This is a genomic window from Thalassotalea profundi (assembly GCF_014653195.1).
Taxonomy (GTDB): Bacteria; Pseudomonadota; Gammaproteobacteria; order Enterobacterales; family Alteromonadaceae; genus Thalassotalea_B; species Thalassotalea_B profundi.
The window spans coordinates 1-24,572 of the sequence record NZ_BNAH01000004.1; the positions used below are offsets into that span (position 1 = coordinate 1).

Genomic DNA, 24,572 nt, shown 5'->3' on the forward strand with positions numbered 1-24,572 from the left:
ATGGTAGTGTGGGAGTTCCCATGTGAGAGTAGGACATTGCTAGACTTCTAATTAAAGAAACCCGTAGCTAAGGCTACGGGTTTCTTGCTATATGTAAGAAAAAAATAATAGCTGGCCGTTCATAGGCATCCATGCCTTCACGACATTAGCGCATCCTTGTACGTCATGGTAGTGTGACTTATGTTGCAGAAAAGCCCATGTGAGAGCGTAGCGAGACATTGCTAGATTTCTATTATAAAAGCCCGTAGCTATGCTTCTGGTTTTTTGCCATAGACGATTGAATAATCGTGTATGGCCATTTTAAGAGAGCTAGCTGTTTACGCTTATGTTAAATCGTTTGAGCACATTTATGTGTCTATGGTATTTGTATATCCAATTCATTAGTATAAAATTACATGACTTCAATTTAGCTTGCTCAATACCAATGATGACAGGCCTATGTAAGTTTTTAATATAAAATTTAAGTTTTGTTGCTGTAGTTCATCTTGTATTTAGAGAAAGGTGATTTTAGTAATCTAAGGCTTAGAGTGCCTCTATATGCTAATCTTTTAAATGGAAGTTTATCTGTAATTAACTTTAGAAGGCATTCATAGTGATCATAATCAAAAAGTTAAGAAAACTCTAATTGTTAACACTAAATAAAAAAGCCTAGTACAAAAGTAATAGGCTTTTACTACTATTTTAAATCGGTGATGCTATTATTTGCTGAAACGACGAGCACCCAGTCCAGCAAGCGCTAAAGCAAATATTGCTAATGTTGATGGTTCTGGCACATTAACCGTACCATATGTAACGTTGTCATAGCGTACTTGATAACCACCATCTGCAGACATCGTATTATAGCCGTTAAGAATAATACTGCCTAAGTAAGTACTTGTTGATGCAGCAGTATGTACTAAATTACCATTAACGAGATATTGATAGGTGTTATTAACAAGCATAATTTCAAGTTTATTAAATGCATCCATTGTAAATTGTGAGCTTGGTGGTACTACCCAACCTATACCTGATTCCCATTTGGCAACACCTGTTGCGCCGTTAGGATCATTTTGAAATTCTAAAATAGGATATTCATCAGCACGGGTAGTATCTGCGTTATAAGCCACAGCCCAAAGTCCACCGAATCTACCTGTAGCTGTCCAGCTTGAGTCAATCCACATGTCAACTGACATATAATTTGACTCGCCAATATCTAGTTGCATACCTTGGGTATTATAGAAGTTATCATCATCAAGCTCCCCTGCAACTGTCATTACTAATTCGTCATTTATAATTTCAAAACCAGAAGGTGTTGTTCTATCTTTTGTCCAATCTGAAAGTGAACTGGTATTATCAAAAGTAAGGGTCATTAAGCCTGCATTTGCAACATTTGATAAGCTAGTAGCTGCGAATAATAGCGCGCATGCCGTTGATGCTAAATATTTAGATTTCATTAAAATTCCTTAATTAATGTAAGCGTAGTGTTTTTGTACATATATACTAAGCAAAGGTTGTACCAGATAAAAAAAGAGCATATTTTCAATGAGTTGGTTATTGTTGAAAACCTTTAAAAGTGAAAATTGTAAAAAATCATGACATTTTTATCTATGCTAATTGATTGATTTGTTTGTGTTTTTGTTTCCTTTTTGTGAGTTTTTTGTTAACTGTGGTGGTTTGATTAACTATGATTGGTGGGGAGTATTGTAAACAAGTAAGTGCAACAGATAGTTGACAAGGTTATCGCTATGTAAAAATTTACAAACGTAGCGTTTAGTATTGGCATTGATATAATGCCCTCAATGGATAACGCATATATAAATTACTGCATATCAATAGCAAAACCAAATAAGTACGTTTAACTAGTCATATTAACTAGTAAACGATTAGGAGATATTTTTTTAATGACATCTACGCAAACAACAACGCAAACATCACATTCGACAATGCATTTATTAAACGAGACGCATGAACCATCTCTTAAAAGCTGGGTTGTATCTGCCAATTCAGTAACGACAGATTTTCCTATACAAAATTTACCTTTTGCTATTTTTAAACAAAAAGAAGTTAACCAAGCTTTTCGTGGTGGTGTTGCTATAGGAGATCAAGTAATTGATCTAGAGGCATTGTACGAAAAAAATATATTTACTGATAGAGTACAGGAAGCACTTAAAGCATGTGCTAAAGATCAGCTTAATGATTTTATGGCAATGGGGAAAGTAGCGTGGTCATCATTAAGGTTAGCCTTATCAAAGGCCTTAAGAGAGGGGGCTAGTGAACAAAAAGTTATTTCTGAATGTCTCGTCCCACAAACTGATATTGATTATGCTTTACCTTGTAGAATAGGTGATTACACGGATTTTTATACTTCAATTCACCATGCCACTTCTGTTGGAAAGAAATTTCGTCCAGACAATCCATTATTGCCAAATTATAAATGGGTGCCAATAGGTTATCATGGTCGTTCCTCTTCAATTGAAGTATCGGGTCAAACCTTTAAACGCCCTAAGGGTCAAACTAAAGCTCCAACTGCAACAGAGCCATCATTTGGTCCTTGTAAACGTCTAGATTATGAATTAGAAGTGGGTATTTTTATTGGCAAGGGGAATACGTTAGGTGAACCTATTTCAATAGAAAATGCTGAAGATCATGTATTTGGCTTATGTATATTTAATGATTGGTCAGCACGTGATATTCAAGGATGGGAATATCAACCATTAGGTCCATTTTTATCAAAGAATTTTGCATCTACTGTATCTCCATGGATTGTTACTATGGAAGCTTTAGCACCTTATAGACAACCTTGGACTCGAGATGAACAAGATCCTCAACCTATGCCTTATTTAGAGTCAACGCAAAATAGAAATATTGGTGCGTTTAATATTCAATTACAAGCCTTGCTTGAAACAGCGCAAATGCGTAGCCAGGTTGAACCTGCTGTGCAACTTTCTCAGTCAAACTTTAATGATTCATATTGGACAGTGGCTCAAATGGTTGCACACCACACAGTTAATGGTTGTAATTTACAATCAGGCGATATGTTTGGTAGTGGAACTCAATCAGGGCCTACACCTGATCAAGCTGGCTCTATGCTTGAATTATCTAACGCAGGAAGTGAGCCTATCTCATTACCTAATGGTGAAACGCGCACGTTTTTAGAAGATGGAGATAATGTGATTATGAAAGGATGGTGCCAAAAAGAAGGAGCGGCTAGAATTGGTTTTGGTGAAGTTTCAGCAATAATACTGCCAGCTGAATAACATTATCTACAATCATATACGAAACAGCCTAGTAGCTACTGGGCTGTTTATTTTATCTTCGCAAATAATTGTGATATGGCACTTCTTTACATTGAATTACTTCAAGCTCATTTTTGACATATTCTAACTACTACAGATAAACAGGCAGAGGCAGCATTTTATTCATATAATTAACAGCCGCGTAGTTATATTTTAAATTTTGCTATTTATGGGATTACGCTATTAGCTAGTTATATTTAAGCTTAGTTGTCTGGGTGAATAAATATGTTATTTTTTTTACTTTTTATGCATGTGGCTGTTGTCACTTTTATTAATATTAATTTTCAACTCTTAATTGTATAAAGTATCCATTTGTAAGGTAGAATTAAACCTATTCTTTTCGTTTAAAAATTGTTCATATTACAAAATTTTTTTTCCATTATTTATTTACTAAATATCATATTATTTTAGTGAACACATGTTACTTATTCAGACAAAAATCACTTTATACTCAAACACAATACTCCTATAGAGGTATTGCTTTTTCTAATCTTTATTGAATTTAAAGTTTATTTTCAGTCGTAAATTTAAAAATTGATAATTATATTTATGAAGCTAAGCCGTTAAATAAGTGATTATTTAACGCTTGTAATGCTTAGTATGCTGTTCTATAACAATAGAAGCTTAAGTAACATTTACTGCATATTTTCATTTATGCATAAATAGTTAAGCATAATAAAAATTAACATAATAAAAATTACATAAATAAAATAAATTTAGATCTAGGAAGGAAATAAAATATCGTACTGGAACGCTAGCTTTATCTATCGGTTTAGCGTTAGGTACCATCGCACCCTCGTACGCAGCAGAAAATAATGCTGTGAAGAAAGAAAAAGATGTTGAACGTATTGCTGTTGTTGGCTCTCGTGCAGCTCCACGTTCAGTGGCAGAATCACCAGTGCCTATTGATATTGTTGGTGGTGATGAATTAGGGAAAAATGCATCAAGTGATATGCTTGATATGCTTCAAGGAGCTATTCCATCTTTTAATGTTCGTCAGCAACCTATTAGTGATGCGGCATCATTTATCCGACCCGTTAATTTACGTGGACTATCTTCAGATAGTACATTAATACTGCTTAATGGAAAGCGTCGTCATCGAGCATCGGTTATTGCGTTCCAAGGTGGAGGTGTTAATGATGGTGCACAAGGACCTGATATCTCTGTTATACCAAGTGTAGCGCTTAAACAAGTTGAAGTGTTACGTGATGGTGCAGCGGCGCAGTATGGGTCAGATGCTATTGCAAGGGTTATGAACTTTGTATTAAAAGATGATGCCGATGGTGGGTCATTATCAGTACGAAAAGGTCAATATTATGAAGGTGATGGAGATCAGACAATTGTAGACGGTAATATTGGTTTACCATTTACCAAAGATGGCTCTGTAAACTTAAGCTTTCAATTAAAAGAAGCTGATGCAACCAGTCGGAGTGTTCAGCGTCCGGACGCTCAAGCACTTATTGATGCAGGTAATACCTCAGTAGCAAGCCCAGCTATGACGTGGGGTAATCCAGAAATTAAAGACGATGTTACATTATTTGGTAATGTAAAATTAGATCTAGGTAATGATAAAGAATTTTATATGTTCGGTAATTATTCTGATCGCACTGGTATTGGTGGTTATTATTACCGAAACCCTCAAGACCGTGGTGGTGTGTATACTGATCCTAGCAATGGAGAATTACTTGTAGGTGCATTGGATGGTAATGCGGCAGCATGCCCTAATATCCCGATTACTTCGGCTAATGTCTTAACACAGGCTGATTATATAGCAAATGTTGCTAATAATGATAATTGTTTTGCATTCAATGAAATACTTCCAGGCGGCTATACGCCAGAGTTTACTGGAGTAATTAATGATACGTCGTTAGTGATGGGGACGAAAGGTGAGATAAAAGATGGCTTTTTAGAAGGTGCATTCTTTGATATTAGCGGCTCTGTTGGCCGTAATAAATCTACTTATAACTTGGTTAATACAGTAAACCCATCAATGGGCCCTAACCAACCTGCGGGATACGAATTTGAAGCGGGTAGTTATATTCAACTTGAAAAAGCCTTTAATTTAGATTTAACTAAAAGTGTTGAAGTTGGTTTAGACGATCCGATGAATGTTGCCGCTGGTCTCGAATGGCGTCAAGAAAGTTTTGAAATTATCTCTGGTGAAGAAGTGTCATGGAAAACAGGACCTTTACGTTCACAAGGATTTTCAGCAGGCTCTCATGGCTTTGCTGGCTTTTCACCAGAAGCACAAGGTGAGAATAAACGCCAAAGTGTTGCCGCTTATGTTGATGTTGAAGCCTATTTAACTGAAGATCTTTTACTAGGTGCTGCATTGCGTTATGAAGACTTTTCATCATTTGGTAATACAACTAACTATAAATTAACGGCTCAGTATAGCATTAATGATAATCTTTCGTTGCGGGGGTCGCATTCTACTGGCTTCCGAGCACCAACAGTAGGCCAAGCTAATGTTGTTAATACACAAACGTCATTGGTAAGCGGTGAATTAGTACAATCAGCAACATTTCCTCCTACCCACCCTGTTTCTATACAAAAAGGTGGTTCAGAACTTAATCCTGAAGAATCAGAAAGCTTCGCGGTAGGACTTGTTTACCAAGAAGGCGACTTCTTTATGACAGTTGATGCTTATACGATTGAAGTTACTGATCGTTTGGCGCAAACAGATAAAATAGATATTATTCAAGCCGATGTTGACGCATTACAAGGCAAATATCCCAACCCTGAGCTATTATTAGGTAATAAGATTACTTTCTTTGCTAATGACTTTGATACTACAACCCAAGGTGTTGATGTAGTTGCAAACTATTCAATGGCATTATTTGATGGGGATACTAAGTTTAGCTTAGCGTATAACTATAATTCAACTGAAGTTGATGATCCGGGTAGCTTTACAACAGGATATAAAGTAAGACGTTTAGAAGAAGGTATTCCTGAGCACCGTGCAACATTTACCATGGCACAAAGCTGGGATTCAATGAGTATGTTTCTACGCGCCAATTACTTTGGTGAATGGTTTGCAACACATGCGGATGAGCCAGATGAATTTAGTAGTTACGGTTGGTCTGAAACGGCTGGTTCTTCATTTACAATAGATGCAGAAGTTAGTTACTTCGTTAACGAGAGTTTGACTTTATCGGTTGGCGCTAACAATATCTTTGATACTGAAGCGCAAAAACTTCAAGGGAATGGTGGTGCTTATGGAGTAGTGAGTGGTGTTTACTACGAGAGTGGGCCATTTGATTACAATGGTGGTTACTACTACGTGAAAGCAACTTATAACTTTTAGTTATCTAAATTAACAAATTTAAGTTAAATAAAAAACCACGTCAATTGACGTGGTTTTTTATTTAGATTATTTATTTGTATCGCTATGCTTTTCTAAGTGATGAAATCAAGGTTAAGCGCGCTTGGTAAATAGCCTCTTTAATCTCAATCCCTTTCAACCCTTGCTCTAGATACGGTTTTGCAGTTATTTTGGTGCAAGCATTGTAAAGTTCAGTTAAATATTCTGCTTGTGGATAAGCTGTATCCTCGTTACCTAATCGACCGTTAAAGTCAGCCTGACAGCTTAATAGCACTTGTGGCAAAATGGTTGGGTCTCGCCAAACGTTTATTTTATCAAACACGCGCAAAATGGTTTTTGGGTTTAGTTCAAACGCCTTATGGCAATGTAAATGAAATTCACTCACCAATAAGGCTAATTTTTTATACTGATTAGGCACGCGGTATTTTTTACAAAACTGTTCTATTAATGGTAAGCCTGCTTTTTCGTGTCCGTGGTGGCTTGGCCATAAATGCCCTGGTGTTACCGACTTGCCTAAGTCATGACACAGTGCGGCAAAGCGTATAACGGGGTTTTCTGTTAGTAAAGTAGCTTGTTGTAGTACCATCATTGTATGAATACCGCTACAAATTTCTGGATGCCATTTAGCGGGATTTGGAATGCCCCATAAGGCATTTAGTTCAGGCCATAGCTTTTCAAGCGCGTTACACTTTCGTAATACTTCGATGAAAACTTCAGGATTTTTTTCGGTTAAACTGCGTTCTATTTCTTTCCAAACACGCTCGGCTGATAAAACTGTTAATTCTCCGCTTTGGCTAATTTTTGTCATTAATGCCATTGTTTCTTCAGCGACAGTAAAGCCTAAATAATGATAACGGCTAGCAAAACGTGCAACGCGTAAAACTCGAAGTGGATCTTCGGTAAATGCGGGTGAAACATGTCGAAGCACGCGATCATCAAGATCATTCAGGCCATTATATGGATCGGTAATATTTCCTTGACCATCCATTGCCATGGCATTAATCGTTAAATCACGTCTTGCTAAGTCTTGTTCGAGGGTGACCTCAGGTGATGCATTACACACAAAGCCAGTATAGCCTTGGCCTTGTTTTTTTTCAGTGCGGGCTAAGGCATATTCTTCCTTGGTTTGTGGGTGTAAAAATACGGGGAAGTCTTTACCTACTTGTGTAAAACCAAGTGATAACATTTGCCCTGGCGTGGAACCAACAACAACAAAATCTTTTTCTAAAATAGGGCGCTTCAATAATTGGTCACGCACTGCGCCACCAACTAAATAGAAATTGAGCGTTTCGTTTATGAGTTGATTGTTCATTAAGGCTTACATCAGTTATTATTTTTTATTATGCTAGTTTATCATAACCACATAAACCTGCTATACGGGCTTTGACTTCTCTGGCATTACAAGGTACTTTCAATGCGTTATTTATGTCATCAAGAGCCTGTTCTATAACATTATGTACACTCAATATTTTGATTTAAAAGAAGCGCCTTTTACCATTGCGCCTAATCCTGCTTATTTATTTATGAGTGATCGTCATCGCGAGGCGTTAGCGCATTTAACTTATGGTTTAGGTGATACTGGCGGTTTTGTTTTATTAACGGGTGAAGTTGGCACTGGAAAAACAACTATTTGTCGCAGTGTCATGGAGCAACTTCCTGAAAATACACAAGCTGTTTTTATCTTAAATCCCACGTTATCTTGCTTGGAGTTATTAGCCAATATTTGTGACGGCTTAAAGATTAGATATAAAAAAGCGGGAGCAACACTTAATTATTTTACTGACAAGATACAGACTAAATTAAGTAAGAATCATCAAGATAATATTAATACTTTGCTTGTGATAGATGAAGCACAGCACTTGCAAGCAGAAGTGCTTGAACAGCTTAGATTATTGACCAATTTAGAAACTAATACAAAAAAGTTGTTGCAAGTCATTTTAATTGGTCAACCTGAATTGCAGCAGCTTTTGCAACGCAGAGATCTTAGGCAGTTAGCTCAACGGATCACGGCTCGCTATCATTTGTTGCCGTTAACCAAAGTAGAATTAAAGCAGTACATTCAACATCGCTTATCCGTAGCACAATGCACGAGAGCTTTATTTAGCGATGCGGCTATCTCTTGTATACATCAAATTTCTAAAGGGATCCCTCGGGTCGTTAATTTACTTTGTGAACGTTCGCTAATTATTGCTTATGGAAGTAATAATACGAAAGTAAGTAGAAAAATTGTCAAAAAAGCAGCTATAGAAGCATTAGGAGAAGAAGCTAAGCTTACTAGTTTTTGGTGGAGAACTCCGATGAAAATGGCCTACTTAAGCTGCATAATTGCAAGCACATTGATCGCGGGTTATTGGTTAGGTAATTCTTCCACTTCTCTCATCAGTAATAACAACTTATTAGGTGAGAAAATCTCACATGACCAGGCTATTCAATTACCACAGACTATCGCTGATACGTTGACAACGGCTGAAGGGTATAAACTTTCTGATAATAAAGCAGCAAACGTATTGGAAAATGGTGATGATTCGATAGAAGAAAAACCAGCTAATACATTTAACGAAAAAAAATTAATTCAGCCTAGTACGCTAGTCAAAAATGAGGATAAAAAGTTATCAGACGATAACATTGCTCCCTCAGGAGACTCTATTGATGTGCAAATAACTGACAATGAGCCTTTTAAATTAAAGCCAGATCCAAATGTTTCTGATGATGTGTTAGCACGATTTCAGTCGGCTATAGAGGCTACTGAAGAGCAGCCAATGGAAGATATTAATCCTGTTACATCACTAGATGACGTTATGCCATTGTCGCAAATGCCACTTTGGTTACAACAAGAGTTACCTAAGTTACAATTTGAAATGCACTTATACGCTACAGATGGTTTAGGCTGGGTAAGGGTAAACGGTAAAGACAAATATCAAGGAGATACCATTGCACAAGGGGTGGTATTAACTGATATTTTACCTCAGCATGTGATATTAACCTTTAGAGGGGAACAATTTTCTATGACAGCACTATCTTCTTGGTAGTAAGTTAAATTTTATACCTAGCTAAGAAAAGCTGTCTTGAAAAAGCCTAAAAGGTTAATGTTAAATTCCTCCGGTTTTATACAACAATCAATTTGATCTTTATACTTAGACTCACTTAAGTCCATCTCTTGTATAGGTATTGCTTGGTTAAGGCGGGTATTATAAAAAACTTTTACAAAAGGATGTAATGGTCGCCTTGGATTTAATTTACTGATTAAGCCTAATTTACCGCTATTAAGTTTCACCAGTGTGCCTACTGGATATACACCAATGCAATGAATAAACTTTTCAACTAACTCATCATCAAATAAATGTGGTGATTGTTTTACCAACGCTTTAAAGGCAGTAATTGGAGGAATGCTTTCTTTATAAGGACGTCCTGAGGTCATTGTGTCATAGGTATCTACAATCGCCATCATACGTCCGAATATTGATATTTCATTTTTTTGTAAACCAGCAGGAAACCCGGAACCATCTAAACGTTCATGATGTTCTTTGATCATTCTTGCGGCAATATGAGAAATACTTGGTGAATCATCTAATAACTTAATACCAAGTAATACATGACTTTGCCAAATTTTATCTTCTTTACTATTTAATTCCCTATGTTTATTCAATATTTCTTTAGGTAAAAGTACTTTGCCAATATCGTGTAGAAATGCACCTAATGTCACTTCTTGGATAACACGTTTATCAAACCCAAGTTTCTTAGAAAAAATAGACATTAAAATAGCTACATTCAGTGAATGCTCGAGTAAATAAGAACCTTTGGTTTGTAAGCGTGATAAGCAACTTAGGGCGTCTTGGTTTCTAAATATTGATTCTACAATATTATCTGTGGTTGACTGTATTTTTGATATTTGTATTACTTGCCCTAGCTTAACTTTTTCTAATAGTTGTGCTTGTAGTACTTTTGCATCCTCATATAGGGTATTGGCTTTTTTTATTTCATTATAAAAAGGCGCTTTCTTTATGGTTTTTTCGGGAGTGGGCTTTTTAGGTTTTGTAACAGTTATATTAGGAAAAACCCTGTCTATGGTTTCTACTTTTTTTTGTTTTTCGGGATCAACAATAACAAATTTAACTTTTGAGTTAATGAGTTGCTCTAAACTTTGCTTTGTTGAAATATAGCCTTCAGATTTCACTTCTTTATTATTACGATCAACGATTGATGTAACATACATACCGAGAACAAGTTCAGTTAATGGTATTTTCTGGTAGTGACTTTTGTTTAAAGTGCTTTCAGGCATAGTTTATTTTTAGGCAAAGCTTAATTATCTGTGTCTAATGAGTAAATAATACTTGATTCTAAAGAACAAGCGAAGTCACTTAATAAATTATTTTAACTACTAAGTGACTTATCAATTATTTTGAATTATTGCCAAGCTGGCATTTTAGCTTCGAATTCTTCAATTTTATCTAACTTATTTAAAGTCCAGCCAACACTATCAACACCTTGTTCTAAACAATATTGATGGAAGTCATCCAGTTTAAAATTATAACTTAAATTTTCAGATGTCACTTTATTATTGATTAAGTCTACGGTTAATCTCAATTTTCCATTTGAAGAATGTTTAAATAATTCATTAACCTCGTTGTCTGTTAATCTAATTGGCACAACACCAATGTTAATGCAGTTAGCGTAAAATATATCTGCAAAGCTAGGTGCAATAATTGCTTTAAATCCGAACTCTTGTAATGCCCAAGGTGCATGCTCTCGGCTTGAACCGCAACCAAAGTTTTCACGGGTAAGCAATATGCTTGCTCCTTTAAAAGTGGGAGAGTTTAAAATAAATTCTGGATTTTCTTGTTTACCGTCATTATCTAAATAACGAGAATCGTGAAATAAGTGCTGACCAAAACCAACACGTTCAGTTTTCTGTAAAAACTGCTTTGGGATAATTTGATCGGTATCAACATTAGCAATATCTAATGGCACGACTAAACCTTGGTGCGTGGTAAATTTTTCCATGAGTGTTCCTTAAGTGTTAATGTTAGGCGTTGATATCAACAAAATGTCCAGCTATCGCAGTTGCTACAGCCATTTCTGGACTCACTAAATGAGTACGACTACCTCGACCTTGGCGACCTTCAAAATTTCGGTTACTGGTTGATGCACAGCGATCACCGGGTAAAAGTCGATCATCATTCATACCTAAGCACATTGAGCAACCGGGTAAGCGCCATTCAAAGCCTGCAGCCGTAAATATATAAGCCAACCCTTCTGCTTCTGCCTGCTCTTTTACACGGTATGAGCCAGGAACAACAATGGCCGTTACACCCTCAGAGACTTTTTTTCCTTTAGCTATTTCAGCAGCAGCGCGTAAATCTTCAATTCTTGAATTGGTACATGAACCAATAAAGACATTATTAACTTTAATATCGGTAATTTTTGTGCCTGCAGTTAACCCCATATAAGCTAATGCTTTAATGCAAGACTCTTTTTCTACGGGATCGGTAAAATCATCAGGTGAAGGAACAGTTGAGTCAATAGCTGTAACCTGACCAGGCGTAGTTCCCCATGTTACTTGCGCTTTTATATCCTTTGCATCAAGCGTTAATACATGGTCAAATTGTGCGCCATCATCAGTTTTTAAGTTTTTCCAATCAGCAACAGCTTGCTTCCAAACATCACCTTTAGGGCTATATTCCTTGTCTTGTAAGTAGTCAAATGTGGTTTGATCTGGGGCTATTAAACCGGCTTTAGCACCAAACTCAACACTCATATTACATACTGTCATGCGTTCTTCCATGGATAAGGCGGTAATAGCATCACCACAATACTCAACGACATAACCTGTGGCTCCAGCGCTACCTGTTTTTCCGATTATAGCTAGGATAATATCTTTAGCGCTAATACCTTTACCAACTTTACCGTTAACCTCAATTTTCATGGTTTTTGCTTTGGTTTGACGTAAAGTTTGTGTAGCAAATACATGCTCAACTTCGGATGTACCAATACCAAATGCTAATGCTCCAAATGCGCCATGAGTAGCTGTATGTGAATCACCACATACAATGATAGTTCCAGGTAAGGTTAAACCAAGTTCAGGGCCCATTACATGTACAATACCTTGGTTTTTATGCCCCATACCAAAAAGGGTAATACCAAACTCTTTACAGTTTTTTTCTAATGTTCTTAATTGGTTAGCGGCACCCTCACCAGCGGCGTTTATTTCAATAGAACGAGTAGAAATATTATGATCCATCGTGGCTATCGTACGTTCAGGATGTCGTAACTTACGACCATGATATTTTAAGTTTGCAAATGCCTGCGGCGAAGTAACTTCATGAATTAAATGACGGTCTACATAAAGTAAGGGGGTTTCACCGGCTTTTTCTTCTACTAAATGTTGTTGCCATAATTTTTCATACATTGTTTTAGCTGATGTAGTTGCCACGATTACTCTGCTCCTATACTTTTTTCTTGGATACATTTATTTTCAATTATTTGACAAATATAGTCACCTACTTCACTGGTAGTTTTGGCATTTTGTCTTTGATTTGAAGGCAATAAGTCTGCGGTTAACACACCATTATCTAATGCGCTTGTTACAGCATCTTCAATTGATTGCGCAGCTTCATCTTGATTTAAGCTGTAACGTAACATTAATGCAGCAGATAAAATTTGAGCAATTGGGTTAGCAATACCTTTTCCTGCAATATCAGGAGCACTTCCGCCTGCGGGTTCATACATTCCAAAACCATCGGAATTTAAGCTGGCAGAAGGTAGTAACCCCATTGAGCCTGTGATCATGGCGCAAATATCAGACAAAATATCGCCAAATAAATTAGGGCATAACATTACATCAAATTGATTAGGGTCACGTACTAATTGCATTGCTGCATTATCAACGTAAAGGTGTTCGAAGCTAACTTCTGGATATTCGACAGCAACTTCTTCAACCACTTGTCTCCATAATTGACTAGTCGCTAATACGTTAGCTTTATCTACAGAAGTTACTTTGTTATTTCGCTTTTGTGCGGCTTGGAAAGCTAAATGAGCGATTCGTTTAACTTCACGACGAGAATAAAACATCGAATCGAAACCAGTTTCTTCGTCACCTTCACCTTTTCTTCCTTTGGGTTCTCCAAAGTAAATGTCACCAGTTAATTCTCTAATGACTAAAACGTCAAACCCTTTCTCTGAAATGTCATTACGTAGGGTTGATAAAGATGATAGAGCTGGTTGTAAAGTGGCGGGACGCATATTACAAAATAAATCGAAATGACCACGTAAACCGAGTAGAGCACAACGTTCTGGTTGCTGTGTTGGTGGTAAATTTGCCCACTTAGGGCCACCAACAGAACCAAATAAAATAGCGTCAGCTTGCTGGCAACCTTTCATTGTTTCTTCGGGTAGAGCATTACCATGAAGATCAATAGCCGCCCCCCCAACATCATAATCTTGAGTATTAATGTCGATTTTAAACTTTTTAGCAATGGTATTTAATACCTTTTTGGCCTCAATCATTACTTCTGGGCCGATACCGTCACCTGCTAATACTGCGATGTTTGACATGTTTTTAAACCTTTAATCTATTTTTATTAGTTATTAGCTGCACGTGCTTCTTTAATTTCTGCGATCGTTTGAGCGCGACGTATGCTATTTAGGGTATGAATAAGCGCAAGTCCAGATGCTTCAATGACATCAGTTGTTAACCCGTAGCCATGAAAATTTCTTCCTTGCCAAGTGACGACAATATCGGCTTTCCCTAAACCATCTTCACCAGAACCTTTATTGGATATTTTGTAATCGGTAACTTCAAAATCTATATCAACGGCAGTTTTAATTGCTCGGTATAATGCATCTACCGGACCGTTACCTGTTGCTGACGTTATTTGACTTTCCTCACCAGATCTCAGCTTAATACTCGCGGTAGCAAAATCTCCGCCGGCTTGGACATTCAAAGTTTCTAGATGGTAGTGATCTTGACAGTCTTGTTGTTGAATATTGAACAATAAGGCTTCTAGATCATCATCAAATACCTGTCCTTTTTTATCAGCAAGGGCTAGAAAGTCAGTGTAAAGTTGTTCAAGCTGATAGTCCGACTCTTGATAACCTAAACTTTCCATTCGGTGTTTAATAACATGACGTCCACTACGAGATGTTAAATTCAGTTTAGTTTTTGCAATGCCGACACTTTCTGGCGTCATAATTTCATAAGTGTTACTGGCTTTTAACATACCGTCTTGATGAATACCTGATGAATGGCTAAAGGCATTACCTCCGACAATCGCTTTATTTAATTGCACTGGCATATTACAAAGCTGACTCACTAACTTGGAAGTTTTAGCGATTTCTTGATGATTAATATTAGTGTGTACACCTAAAAACTCTTGGCGAGTTTTCATTATCATGGCCACTTCTTCTAAAGAACAATTTCCTGCGCGCTCACCTATACCATTAATGGTACATTCAATTTGTCTTGCCCCTGCTTGAACGGCTGACATAGAGTTCGCTACAGCTAAACCTAAATCGTTATGACAATGTACAGAGATAATTGCTTGGTCGATGTTCGGAACACGATTAAATAAATTGGTAATAATACCGCCAAATTCATTAGGTAATGTATAGCCAACAGTATCTGGAATATTAATAGTGGTTGCGCCTGCTTTGATCGCGTTTTCAACCATTCGGCACAAGTTATCAATAGGGGTTCTGCCAGCATCTTCACATGAAAACTCAACATCATTAGTAAATTGACGAGCATATTTAATTGCATGAATAGCCATGGCTTCTACATCAGAAAAATCTTTACGTAATTTTTGTTGAACATGCACGTCTGATGTTGAAATAAAGGTATGAATTCTAAATTGATCAGCAACGGATAAAGAATCCGCACAAGCTTTAATATCAGCCTCAACGGCACGAGCTAAACCACAAATGATTGAATTTTTTACTGTTTTAGCTATTTGTTGAACCGAGTCGAAATCTCCTGGTGAAGAAACTGGAAAACCGGCTTCAATAATATCAACTCCAAGCCGTTCTATTGCTTGTGCAATTTGAAGTTTTTCATGTACTGATAAACTAGCGGTTAATGCTTGCTCGCCGTCACGTAATGTAGTGTCAAAAATAATGACCTGATTGTCCATGTGTTTGTCCTTCAATTAAAGCGCTAATAATGTACATGCATAAAAAAACCCGCGATTATTAGCGCGGGTTTTAGTTATTCTGTTAAATTTACAAAAATAAAAATTATCCGCGTACCTTTGATACGAGGAGGAGGTTGTTAATACGAATGTTGCTAGTTAGTGTATTCATTAACGCTGTTTACTTTTGTTTTTTGTAATTTTATTACATCGATGTACTATTAATAGCGTACATCGCGTATTTATGTCAATTAAAAAATAAATACTATTTAAATCTAAATCATGTGCCTAGGTTATAAGTATTAGAAATGTTTCAGTTTATCTTGATGAAAGTTTATAATTTCCAATAATTTAGTTTTATTCTCGCTTTTAATGTTCTAACAAAATTATACGGTAAAGCTTTCGTTGCTCTCTTACCGTTAGTTAATATATGCTCAACAGCGTTAATAATTCTAACTGATGATTTACCGTCTTTATACGGGTGCAAACTCTGTGCATATTGTTCAATCGCGTTGAGTAGATCTGGAGTAGGAGCCAGTGCTGCATTTAATGCTTGCTTAAGCTCTTCTGGTGTAGATATATCAATCAAATAACTTCCTGGCTCCGAATTATTTAGTGTAACGACAGGCTTACCTAGTAACGAGAATTCACCAATGACAGATGACGTATCAGAAAGCATTACATCAGCACTTTGTAGTACTTGATTGATGTCTTCATCGTTAACTATTATGCAATTATTAGCGGTCAAATGTTGATACTTTTTAACCCATGATAAGTCCATTTTAGGGTGAAATTTTATTAACCAATTATAATCACCTTCTGTAATGAGCTTTTTAATTTCATTAAAAAGCTCAGGTGCTGAAGTCAGAGCAGGGGAGAAGGTAGGAGCAAATAACACTATAGGTTTAGAATTATTAAAAAAATTAAATTTATGTGTATTAAACAGATTGTCTAGTTTTGGCCAGCCTGTTTCTACCACATCAAAAAAGTTATGATTTTTTGCCAGTTGAGAGAATTTATTTGTAGTTGCCGCACCATGTGTACAATAAAGATCAAAGCAATCACGAATAACGAAATGGCCTTTCTTTTTCCATTCTAAACCATGAAATACCTGAACTTTTAAACCAGGGATAAATTTAGGAATGACATTGCCAGGCACAAAGCAAGCATGTGGTGCGTAATTAATTGCTTCATTAACATCAAAAGTATAGTCTTCGTCTTCTGTAAAGCGCGTACAGTTAACATCAGCACCTACAACTAACCATTTAATAGTATTGCCATTTTCAAGAATCGCGTCTTGTAGTGGCCTTAATATTTCAAAAGCATAATTTTGTTCGATATAAAATAAATATCGTTTATTATTGCAAGACATAACAACTACCTTTCAGTTTTTACTATTTCAATTATTTCTGTTGTTGATACTGAAGGGGTACGTGGTAAGTAAATGACTTTACAAATGTCATTGAGGTGATCAAATTTCCCTTGCCAATCATCTCCCATAACTAAAATATCCGCATTATAATACTTAATGTATTCACGTTTGAGCTCTAAAGACTCCTCCACAAAAACTTCATCTACGCACCTTAATGAACGAATAATATGCATGCGATCAGTTTCAGTATATATAGGAAATCTTTGCTTTTTAGACATATTTAAATTATCTGAAGAAACACCAACAATTAAGTGAGTACCATGTAACTTTGCTCGTTCTAAAATATTAACGTGTCCTACATGAAAAACATCGTAAGTGCCAAACGTGATCACTCTCATTTTATCTCCTTACTTTACACATTAAATTTTTTTACCAAGTGTAGTTGATGGCTACTCGAGAAAAGTTATCACCAAGAGTATCTTGACCTGCCCCAATGGTAAAACCAATAAAGCCGGCTTTGTAGGCATGTTTATAATTGAATTCTATCTCTTTGTGTCTATGTTGCTGTAGAGGATCGTCAGTTCGAATTTTGATTGTTTTAACTTGAATTTCAAGGTGGCTAATACCATTGATATCCCAATTTAACTTAGCGCTAGCAAGCGAGGCTCCACTGATATCTTTATTATTTTTTTCATTTGCCCACCAATGTCCCATTACATTACCACTATTACGAAAAGCATTATCGTAAATATGATGTACATACCAATGAGTATCATAATTCGCAGTTTCAACATATAAAGAGGTAGATTGGGTTAAATAAGGCAAAAATAGGGCGAAATTTAAGGAAACATTACCTAATTGAGTATTTTTATGACCTTTAGTATCTTCACCAGCAAGCTCGAACATAAAGCTTATTGGCATTTGATAGAGAGAAAAATCAAACTTGTTGGTAATAGAGGCTATTTGATTGCCAACTTCTTGGTTACTATCGGCACACCCTGTCTCCCCTGAACCACAATTATCTGAGTTCACAGGATCAATAATCGCTTGCCAAATATCATTACCACTAATTGAGCGCTGGCCTCCCGCAAACATTAAAATTCTATTTGCCCCAATAGTCCACCAACTAAAAGGCTGTGCACTTAAATGCATTGTTAAAAAACCTGGCTTACCAGACGTTCTCTTACCTTGGTATAAAATGCCATCCATGGTTTTAAACTTACCGAAAGATAATTCATATTTAAAATTAAAATCAGTAATGGGCGTAATATTACTGACAGTTATCGAAGGCATTGACTCTGCATTTGTTGATATTAAAGGGGCTGACATAATAGTTGGCGAATACCAATGTTCACGATACCCAATATCAACCTGTGCATATTCATAACCGAATGAAACATAACTATGGTGAGGGTTAAAGCCTTCGCCTTCTATATAACTTCCACCAGCATTAAAAATTAAATAACTATTGGCTTGGTAAAAATTAGCAAAACTAACCTGGAATAAGCTGTCGGAGTTTGTACCTCGCTTATTGGCAATTAATTTTTCTTTTTCAAATCCTTTGCTTAATGTTGCAGCAAAGTGGGTATTTGCAGTACTTTTTTTATAACGTTTTATATACGCCGTTAAACGTCGAAATAATAAGGGGTGTGAATCTTCAATTAACGGGAGCGCTTTAACGATAGTCACTATAGGATAGGGTTTTATTACATTAGGAATTTTAGCAATAGAAACTAAACGAGCTATTTCAAGCTCGATAAGCGGATCAATATTAAGGGGTAAATAAGGGCTAACACCATTTGTTACCCCTTTATTAGAAAATACTACAGACGTCACTAATATAGTGATAATTATGAATTTTTTAAGCACAATATTTCAATGGAAGTTCAAAAGAACATTATACGATAGTACTTAAAGACTTTAAAGTCACTAGCCCCAATTATCCATTGAAGACTTCTTACGTCCACTAATCTTAGGGATGATTAACCCCAATAGAAGGCCAATAACAAGAACGATAGCACCATTGAAGAACCATTCTTTTTTTAATTCAGTGTCTTGGTTCTTGATTTTCAACTTAGTATTTTCAAGCTCTTGATTAATTTGATTTACTTTTAACTCAAAGTTTTTAGTTTCTATGTTTAAGCGTTCAATTTCATTATGGGCTTGTGTTAGTTGAGAAGAGAGTCCATCGTTATTCTCAATATTAGAAGCAAGTTGAGCTTTTAAACGTTTTACTTCGTTACGCACGCCTGGCGTAGTGTTGATGTATCTATTTTCGACCCAAGTTTCGCGATTTTTACTATCAAGAATTTGTGTATAGTCATTTTCAGTTCTGCCGGTAAGCTTAACTTCTTCGCCCGCATTAATACTGCCTAAAATTCGGTAGTTATTTCCAGGACCAGCATGCATGTAAATAAAAAGATCGTCAGAAATATAGGCAGACGTTAAATTGTCTGTTGTTTCTTCTGCTAGTAATAAAGGACTAAAAAGGATAAAAGCACTAGCAAATAAACATTTTATTATTTTCATAACTTACCAAATTCTCTATGGATATTTTTACTAAAAATAGTAGGGTTTTGTGGCGACGGAATCAAGCTAAGTTTTCGCTAAATCAGGTATTTTTTCAACAATCTTATATAAAATGTGTTGCGAGTGCTCAATAGCTTTTGTATGGTGTGTTTTTGTTAGTCAAATTTAGGTTTATATGAACACTGAGATAGAGCTTAAATATCTCGTATTATCACAAGATGTAGAAGCAACAATCACATCATTACTTAATGCTAAAAAATTAACTTTCGAAAAAAATGAAAAATTATTGTCAAATTGTTATTTTGACACGCCAGATTTAGCGTTGAGAAAAAAAGATTATGGTTTGCGGGTTAGAGGTTGTAATGGTCATATTGAGCAAACAATAAAAACCGCAGGTAGTGTTGTTGGTGGGTTGCATCAACGACCTGAATACAATATTGAAATACAAAACTCATTTCCTGATTTGTCGTTATTTCCTACCAATATCTGGTCACAAGAAGACAATGTTACTCAATTACAGGAACAGCTTATTGCACTGTTTGATACTGATTTTACCCGTATAACGTGGTTGGTTGAATTTCAAAATAGTAAAGTTGAGTTTGCATTTGATTGTGGGACGATTAGCTCTGATGGACAAGAACTTGAAATCTCTGAAATTGAGTTGGAGTTAGTCTCAGGGTCAGTTGAGCATTTATTTGCTCTAGCGCGTGTAATTTTTAGTGGCTTGCTGCTACGACCTGGAATTAAAAGTAAAGCGGCTCGTGGGTATTCACTTTGGCATAAAAAAAACCAGTTGGATGAAAATACTAATTTACAAATAGATAGTAGCGGTAAAGATTTGAAGGAGAATTTCACCCAAGGAATTTCGCATTGTTTACAACAACTTCATTTAGCGATAGAACATTACATTGAGCAACCTAGTTATGAGCACTTAGAGCCCGTTATTGATGTTTTAGTGATGTTACGCCACGGCTTTTGGTTGTTTGATTTACGACTTAATGAGAAAGGGCACGAAATCAGAGAGCAATTAAGTTTATTCATTCAGTTATTTGATTGGCTTGATAGTGCGATATACCTGAGAGAGTTGATGAATAAAACGGGGAACTATCGTAAAAAATTAGATCTTAGCGAGCAATTAATTGAACAATTACGTATTGAAAAACAACGTTTCCCTGAGCAATCTCATGTGATTGAATTAATACATAGTGAGCGATTTAATACAATACAATTAACTTTACTTGAACTAATTTGTTCAAAAGCAGAGGATGTTTTCACACCGCTTACTACAGAGGTAGATTATCGTCAGTATGCAAAAGAAAAACTTTCAGCCAGTTTGAATGATTTATTGTCCGTGTTACCGGAAAAAAATCTCACTATTGAACAATACTTAGCGTTAAGAAAGTTGGTAAAAAGAAGCTTACTAACAGGGGGCTGGTTCGGGTTATTATTTGACGCTCAACTACGAGACCAATTTCGTATGCCTTGGTTAGATATACAGCAAGGGTTAGGGGAACTGCGTAGTTTATGGATTATCCATCAACAACTTGAACGATTAGAAGATGCACCTAAAAAATTAATTTCTTGGCACCAAAGTAAACTAGATAATTTACTATTAGCACTAGAACATAGTCGCCAAAGTGCTACAACACAACAACCTTATTGGCTGGAATAGCTTGTAATATGGCTTAATAAGGCATAGATAAGTTAAGTGTAAATGCTGTCTTAAGCCTTTTTAAGCCAAAATTAAATATGTTTGCTGTTATATTAACTTTTAGTTTTTTTAAATATCTTTTCAAAGGCATCATATATAGCTAAGTGTAATGTGTCACCATGACTTAATTTTTCAAAGTAATTAAAAAATATCTTGGTACTCGTAGGTGAACTTTTATTCACTTTTTGATACAAGCTTTCAGCAACTCGCTCCATAACGTCTCCTTCTTTACCTACTCCTATGTATACAGATTGTGGCGCCTTTAAATATTTTGGCGTTACTTTTAATAATGATTCATCATTCCACCATAAACTAGGGCTGATAATTATGTAATGATCGAATAAGTAAGGTGTTTTAAAGAGTATTTCAGTTGCTAATAAACCACCTAAAGATTGACCTATAAGTGTTTTGGTTTTGTTGGTTCTATAATTGCTATCGATTAGAGGTTGTAATTCATTAGCTATAAACTGAATAAAATAAGCTGAACCGCCACTTGTAGGTAATTCTTTTAAATCAATCGAGTTGGTGCTTTTAAAGGTAAAGTCTCGCTTTCTATCAATATTAGCAATACCCACTACAATGGTTTCAGGGATATTATTTATCCATGAGAATGAATTAAACTGAACTAAACCAGCGATATGGATAAAGTCTTCTTCTATAGAGCCATCAAGAAGATAGATGACGGGATATTGTTTAGTTGAGTTTTTTTTATAACTTTCGGGAAGGTAAATATTTAACACTCTTTTTTCGTTTAAAATAGTCGAGTGAAATTCAACTTTTTCACCTATCGATAACTCAGAGCTGGTGAAATTATTCGTATTGGTTATGGTGAGTGCGTTAGCATTTGTTAATAAGCAACACAGTAGATAAAAGGCGAGTATGAGTCTCATTACTTTCCTTGCTAAGAGATAACAGTAGTCGCTGATAATACGGTTTGAATATTAATAACTCAAATTTCTCAGTAAATAATATTATTCTTTATTTGTCACGTAGCTAATTAGATCATCCATTAATTTACGTTTTATTTCCAGCTGCTGCTCGGCATCAAGCTGATATTTTTCAGCAAGCACTTGGTAATCATCAAGAGATAAACTAACCGTTAACCTTGGTCTTTTAGGCCTCTTATTGGTGTCTAGCCCTAAAATGTCTCTAATTTTATCTGACGGGCTTAAGCCGTCCTCAAGTGCTTCTTTACGAATTTCTAGTTGTATTTTTTCATCCATATCAAAGGCAACTTGTGTTGCTTTAGCTGCTTTAACAGAAGATTGCCATTTTTCGGGGATTTTTCTACTCACAATTAACTTCCTGGGTACATATCAATAATGTCTGACGTTGGACGGTACATTGTGAGAAATACATCAGTATCGCCATCTAGCCATACTTCTAGCTCAACTCCATAATACTCATCTTGATCTAATAATTGGTAAAACTCAAATTGTTCGCCAGCATCTTCATCTTCGAACTGAGAAAGTTTTTCCTGACGGTGGTCTTTACGATGAAAGTAACCTACTTGGCAAAAAGCTCTTTGATGATAATATTCACCCGTCCAGCCATTTGTTACATCCGTATCATTTAAACGTTGTAATGTTGTATTGCCAGGCTCATCAAAAATAGTTGAGAATTCGTCTAAATCAAATAATGATTCGACATCAGCATGGGCTATTTTAATTGAAAACTTAAGGTAGGTTTTATCATCAACATCAAGAGATAAATAAAGTTCACTATTATTATTACCTGATAATACCCATTCGGTTTGCGTTTTGTGTTCAAATTCATAGCTATTAACTGCAGTGACTTGAAATTGTTGAGCACGTAAACTTTCAGGCAAAGCAAAGCTGTCGGTTAATGCTATGATGTCATTAACCATCAAGTCTTTAGCATTTTTGATTGTGCGTGGCGCTTGTTCTTTTTTGAAAATACTTTTGAGAAAACTCATCGTTTTTCACCATAAAATCGCTTGCTGAACATTAAAAGCTCAAACAAGCGATATTGTTATTATCTAGAGAAAATGTGTGGAACCATAAAGCTATTTTTGTTTAGCTTTTAATCGCTCAAGTACTGAGTTGGCGCTATTGTCACTCGAGCCAATACCCGCTTCTTTCAATTGAGCTGCTAACGAATTATCTGAGTTTTCAGATTCAAGTACTTCAGCAGCTTTCATTTTGTCATCAAATTGTTGCTGTTTAGCTTTAATTCGCTCTAGTGAGTCTTTCGCACTTAACAATTTTGAGTTACTTGATGAAAAGTTATCAGTGATAGCAGAAGTCGCTTTTTGTACACTTTCTGTTGTTTTCACCATAGATAACTGACGTTTGTATTCTTGAACTTGGCGTTCACTTTTCTTTACTAACTCTTTTAATCGATTAGCACTACCTTCGAAACTGTCTAACGCTTGTTGTTGGCTAGATAATTCAGTTTCTAATGTCGATATTTTTTCAGCTACGGCTAAAGCTAATGCTTCATCGCCTTTTTCTAAAGCTTGTACTGCGTAACCTTCATGTTCTGTTACATCTCGCTTAATGCGATCAACTTCTCTGCTAGCAGCCATTTGTTGTGCCATTACGCCGGTTAAATCACGTTTTGCTTTTGTTAAGTGATTTTCAGCATCACGAATTTCTTGTTCAAAAATACGCGTAGCGTTTGCATCTACAATAGATTCGCCAACTTCACTTGCACCACCTCGGATAGCGGTCATAATTTTTTTAAAAATGCTCATAATATTCTCCTAAGTGGAAATTAAATTAAGTAATCGCTCATGTCATCAATAATATCAATAGCATTGTTATTGAGAACGGCGAGTTCATGTTCGATATCGCTAAAAGTCGAGTTGATGGAAAGTGCACCAAAAAGTACGTATTTATCACCAATTTTTGAAAATGATGATAATGGCATTGGAATGTTCATTTCTAACATACTTTCATGCAAGTCATGTAAGCTCTCAGGCTTAACTTCATCACGACCCCATAAATAGGTAATACATAGTATTTGGTCATCAGTAACGGATACAAATATCGGTAACTCTTCACGGCCAATAACCGTGATCTGCAGAACATCAACTTCACCTGAAATTGGTTGGCAGTCGAATACCATCCCTGTTTCTGAATTATCAGCAAGTGCGTTTAAATGGTTAGCAATTTTATGAATATTCATATTATTCTTCTTCCTCGTTATTTTTAACACTAATTAATCATTACAGGTGTTTACTGATGACGATAATTAATGTGTTTCGACATATTAT

Annotated in this window: 20 protein-coding genes; 4 read left to right on the forward strand and 16 right to left on the reverse strand. The window is 36.0% G+C overall.

The window, feature by feature from the left end:
* Positions 1–698: 698 nt before the first annotated feature.
* Positions 699–1,433 (reverse strand): PEP-CTERM sorting domain-containing protein, encoded by a 735-nt coding sequence (locus IE155_RS17925; RefSeq protein ID WP_229817069.1) that lies wholly within the window; start codon positions 1,431–1,433, stop codon positions 699–701.
* A 489-nt stretch (positions 1,434–1,922) separates the two neighbouring features.
* Here IE155_RS17925 and fahA point away from each other — a divergent pair, with 489 nt between their 5' ends.
* Positions 1,923–3,236 carry a fumarylacetoacetase gene (fahA, locus tag IE155_RS05520; RefSeq protein ID WP_189377526.1) on the forward strand — a complete coding sequence of 438 codons (1,314 nt, stop codon included), beginning with the start codon at positions 1,923–1,925 and terminating at the stop codon, positions 3,234–3,236.
* Positions 3,237–4,008: 772 nt separating this feature from the next.
* Positions 4,009–6,582 (forward strand): TonB-dependent receptor plug domain-containing protein, encoded by a 2,574-nt coding sequence (locus IE155_RS05525; RefSeq protein WP_189377527.1) that lies wholly within the window; start codon positions 4,009–4,011, stop codon positions 6,580–6,582.
* A gap of 82 nt (positions 6,583–6,664) precedes the next feature.
* Here IE155_RS05525 and IE155_RS05530 read toward each other — a convergent pair whose 3' ends face one another.
* The gene (locus tag IE155_RS05530) at positions 6,665–7,912 is read right to left on the reverse strand and encodes a multifunctional CCA addition/repair protein (protein ID WP_189377154.1); all 1,248 of its coding nucleotides are present in this window, start codon (positions 7,910–7,912) and stop codon (positions 6,665–6,667) included.
* Between the two features lie 142 nt (positions 7,913–8,054).
* On the opposite strand from IE155_RS05530, the gene IE155_RS05535 reads away from it, so the two are divergent.
* Positions 8,055–9,629: an AAA family ATPase gene (locus IE155_RS05535; protein WP_189377156.1), complete on the forward strand. Its 1,575-nt coding sequence runs from the start codon at positions 8,055–8,057 to the stop codon at positions 9,627–9,629.
* A gap of 17 nt (positions 9,630–9,646) precedes the next feature.
* Here IE155_RS05535 and IE155_RS05540 read toward each other — a convergent pair whose 3' ends face one another.
* The 9 genes from IE155_RS05540 to IE155_RS05580 all read right to left on the reverse strand — a co-directional run bounded on the left by IE155_RS05540 (position 9,647) and on the right by IE155_RS05580 (position 19,623).
* On the reverse strand, positions 9,647–10,879 hold the full coding sequence (locus IE155_RS05540) for a cyclic di-GMP phosphodiesterase (protein ID WP_189377157.1): 1,233 nt from the start codon (positions 10,877–10,879) through the stop codon (positions 9,647–9,649).
* Between the two features lie 125 nt (positions 10,880–11,004).
* Positions 11,005–11,601 (reverse strand): 3-isopropylmalate dehydratase small subunit, encoded by a 597-nt coding sequence (gene leuD, locus IE155_RS05545; RefSeq protein ID WP_189377159.1) that lies wholly within the window; start codon positions 11,599–11,601, stop codon positions 11,005–11,007.
* A 22-nt stretch (positions 11,602–11,623) separates the two neighbouring features.
* Complete coding sequence (gene leuC / locus IE155_RS05550) at positions 11,624–13,030, reverse strand: 3-isopropylmalate dehydratase large subunit (RefSeq protein ID WP_268245239.1); 1,407 nt, start codon at positions 13,028–13,030, stop codon at positions 11,624–11,626.
* Positions 13,031–13,032: 2 nt separating this feature from the next.
* The gene (gene leuB, locus IE155_RS05555) at positions 13,033–14,151 is read right to left on the reverse strand and encodes a 3-isopropylmalate dehydrogenase (RefSeq protein ID WP_189377163.1); all 1,119 of its coding nucleotides are present in this window, start codon (positions 14,149–14,151) and stop codon (positions 13,033–13,035) included.
* Between the two features lie 26 nt (positions 14,152–14,177).
* Positions 14,178–15,725 (reverse strand): 2-isopropylmalate synthase, encoded by a 1,548-nt coding sequence (leuA, locus tag IE155_RS05560; RefSeq protein ID WP_189377164.1) that lies wholly within the window; start codon positions 15,723–15,725, stop codon positions 14,178–14,180.
* A gap of 331 nt (positions 15,726–16,056) precedes the next feature.
* The gene (locus IE155_RS05565; RefSeq protein WP_189377166.1) at positions 16,057–17,094 is read right to left on the reverse strand and encodes a CDP-glycerol glycerophosphotransferase family protein; all 1,038 of its coding nucleotides are present in this window, start codon (positions 17,092–17,094) and stop codon (positions 16,057–16,059) included.
* A gap of 5 nt (positions 17,095–17,099) precedes the next feature.
* Positions 17,100–17,492, reverse strand: coding sequence for an FAD synthase family protein (locus IE155_RS05570; RefSeq protein WP_189377168.1), 393 nt, complete (start codon positions 17,490–17,492; stop codon positions 17,100–17,102).
* A 31-nt stretch (positions 17,493–17,523) separates the two neighbouring features.
* Positions 17,524–18,963, reverse strand: coding sequence for a capsule assembly Wzi family protein (locus tag IE155_RS05575; RefSeq protein WP_189377170.1), 1,440 nt, complete (start codon positions 18,961–18,963; stop codon positions 17,524–17,526).
* A 60-nt stretch (positions 18,964–19,023) separates the two neighbouring features.
* The gene (locus tag IE155_RS05580; RefSeq protein WP_189377172.1) at positions 19,024–19,623 is read right to left on the reverse strand and encodes a TIGR04211 family SH3 domain-containing protein; all 600 of its coding nucleotides are present in this window, start codon (positions 19,621–19,623) and stop codon (positions 19,024–19,026) included.
* A 175-nt stretch (positions 19,624–19,798) separates the two neighbouring features.
* Here IE155_RS05580 and IE155_RS05585 point away from each other — a divergent pair, with 175 nt between their 5' ends.
* Positions 19,799–21,295, forward strand: coding sequence for a CYTH and CHAD domain-containing protein (locus IE155_RS05585; protein WP_189377174.1), 1,497 nt, complete (start codon positions 19,799–19,801; stop codon positions 21,293–21,295).
* A gap of 92 nt (positions 21,296–21,387) precedes the next feature.
* Here IE155_RS05585 and IE155_RS05590 read toward each other — a convergent pair whose 3' ends face one another.
* From IE155_RS05590 to IE155_RS05610, 5 genes are all read right to left on the reverse strand, one after another.
* The gene (locus IE155_RS05590) at positions 21,388–22,224 is read right to left on the reverse strand and encodes an alpha/beta hydrolase (RefSeq protein WP_189377175.1); all 837 of its coding nucleotides are present in this window, start codon (positions 22,222–22,224) and stop codon (positions 21,388–21,390) included.
* Positions 22,225–22,305: 81 nt separating this feature from the next.
* Positions 22,306–22,629 carry a hypothetical protein gene (locus IE155_RS05595; protein ID WP_229817071.1) on the reverse strand — a complete coding sequence of 108 codons (324 nt, stop codon included), beginning with the start codon at positions 22,627–22,629 and terminating at the stop codon, positions 22,306–22,308.
* A gap of 2 nt (positions 22,630–22,631) precedes the next feature.
* Positions 22,632–23,270: a hypothetical protein gene (locus IE155_RS05600; protein ID WP_189377177.1), complete on the reverse strand. Its 639-nt coding sequence runs from the start codon at positions 23,268–23,270 to the stop codon at positions 22,632–22,634.
* Between the two features lie 90 nt (positions 23,271–23,360).
* Complete coding sequence (locus IE155_RS05605) at positions 23,361–24,050, reverse strand: PspA/IM30 family protein (protein WP_189377179.1); 690 nt, start codon at positions 24,048–24,050, stop codon at positions 23,361–23,363.
* Between the two features lie 20 nt (positions 24,051–24,070).
* Positions 24,071–24,484 (reverse strand): YjfI family protein, encoded by a 414-nt coding sequence (locus IE155_RS05610; RefSeq protein WP_189377181.1) that lies wholly within the window; start codon positions 24,482–24,484, stop codon positions 24,071–24,073.
* Positions 24,485–24,572 lie beyond the last annotated feature (88 nt).

Excerpts from the sequence above, each read along its gene's own strand:
- IE155_RS05530 (WP_189377154.1), bottom strand. The coding sequence starts at position 7,912 with ATGAACAATCAACTCATAAACGAAACGCTCAATTTCTATTTAGTTGGT.
- IE155_RS05610 (WP_189377181.1), bottom strand. The coding sequence starts at position 24,484 with ATGAATATTCATAAAATTGCTAACCATTTAAACGCACTTGCTGATAAT.
- IE155_RS05535 (WP_189377156.1), top strand. The coding sequence starts at position 8,055 with ATGTACACTCAATATTTTGATTTAAAAGAAGCGCCTTTTACCATTGCG.
- IE155_RS05570 (WP_189377168.1), bottom strand. The coding sequence starts at position 17,492 with ATGAGAGTGATCACGTTTGGCACTTACGATGTTTTTCATGTAGGACAC.
- IE155_RS05590 (WP_189377175.1), bottom strand. The coding sequence starts at position 22,224 with ATGAGACTCATACTCGCCTTTTATCTACTGTGTTGCTTATTAACAAAT.
- IE155_RS05600 (WP_189377177.1), bottom strand. The coding sequence starts at position 23,270 with ATGAGTTTTCTCAAAAGTATTTTCAAAAAAGAACAAGCGCCACGCACA.
- fahA (WP_189377526.1), top strand. The coding sequence starts at position 1,923 with ATGCATTTATTAAACGAGACGCATGAACCATCTCTTAAAAGCTGGGTT.
- leuD (WP_189377159.1), bottom strand. The coding sequence starts at position 11,601 with ATGGAAAAATTTACCACGCACCAAGGTTTAGTCGTGCCATTAGATATT.
- IE155_RS05605 (WP_189377179.1), bottom strand. The coding sequence starts at position 24,050 with ATGAGCATTTTTAAAAAAATTATGACCGCTATCCGAGGTGGTGCAAGT.
- IE155_RS17925 (WP_229817069.1), bottom strand. The coding sequence starts at position 1,433 with ATGAAATCTAAATATTTAGCATCAACGGCATGCGCGCTATTATTCGCA.
- IE155_RS05565 (WP_189377166.1), bottom strand. The coding sequence starts at position 17,094 with ATGTCTTGCAATAATAAACGATATTTATTTTATATCGAACAAAATTAT.
- leuA (WP_189377164.1), bottom strand. The coding sequence starts at position 15,725 with ATGGACAATCAGGTCATTATTTTTGACACTACATTACGTGACGGCGAG.
- IE155_RS05585 (WP_189377174.1), top strand. The coding sequence starts at position 19,799 with ATGAACACTGAGATAGAGCTTAAATATCTCGTATTATCACAAGATGTA.
- IE155_RS05580 (WP_189377172.1), bottom strand. The coding sequence starts at position 19,623 with ATGAAAATAATAAAATGTTTATTTGCTAGTGCTTTTATCCTTTTTAGT.
- IE155_RS05540 (WP_189377157.1), bottom strand. The coding sequence starts at position 10,879 with ATGCCTGAAAGCACTTTAAACAAAAGTCACTACCAGAAAATACCATTA.
- leuB (WP_189377163.1), bottom strand. The coding sequence starts at position 14,151 with ATGTCAAACATCGCAGTATTAGCAGGTGACGGTATCGGCCCAGAAGTA.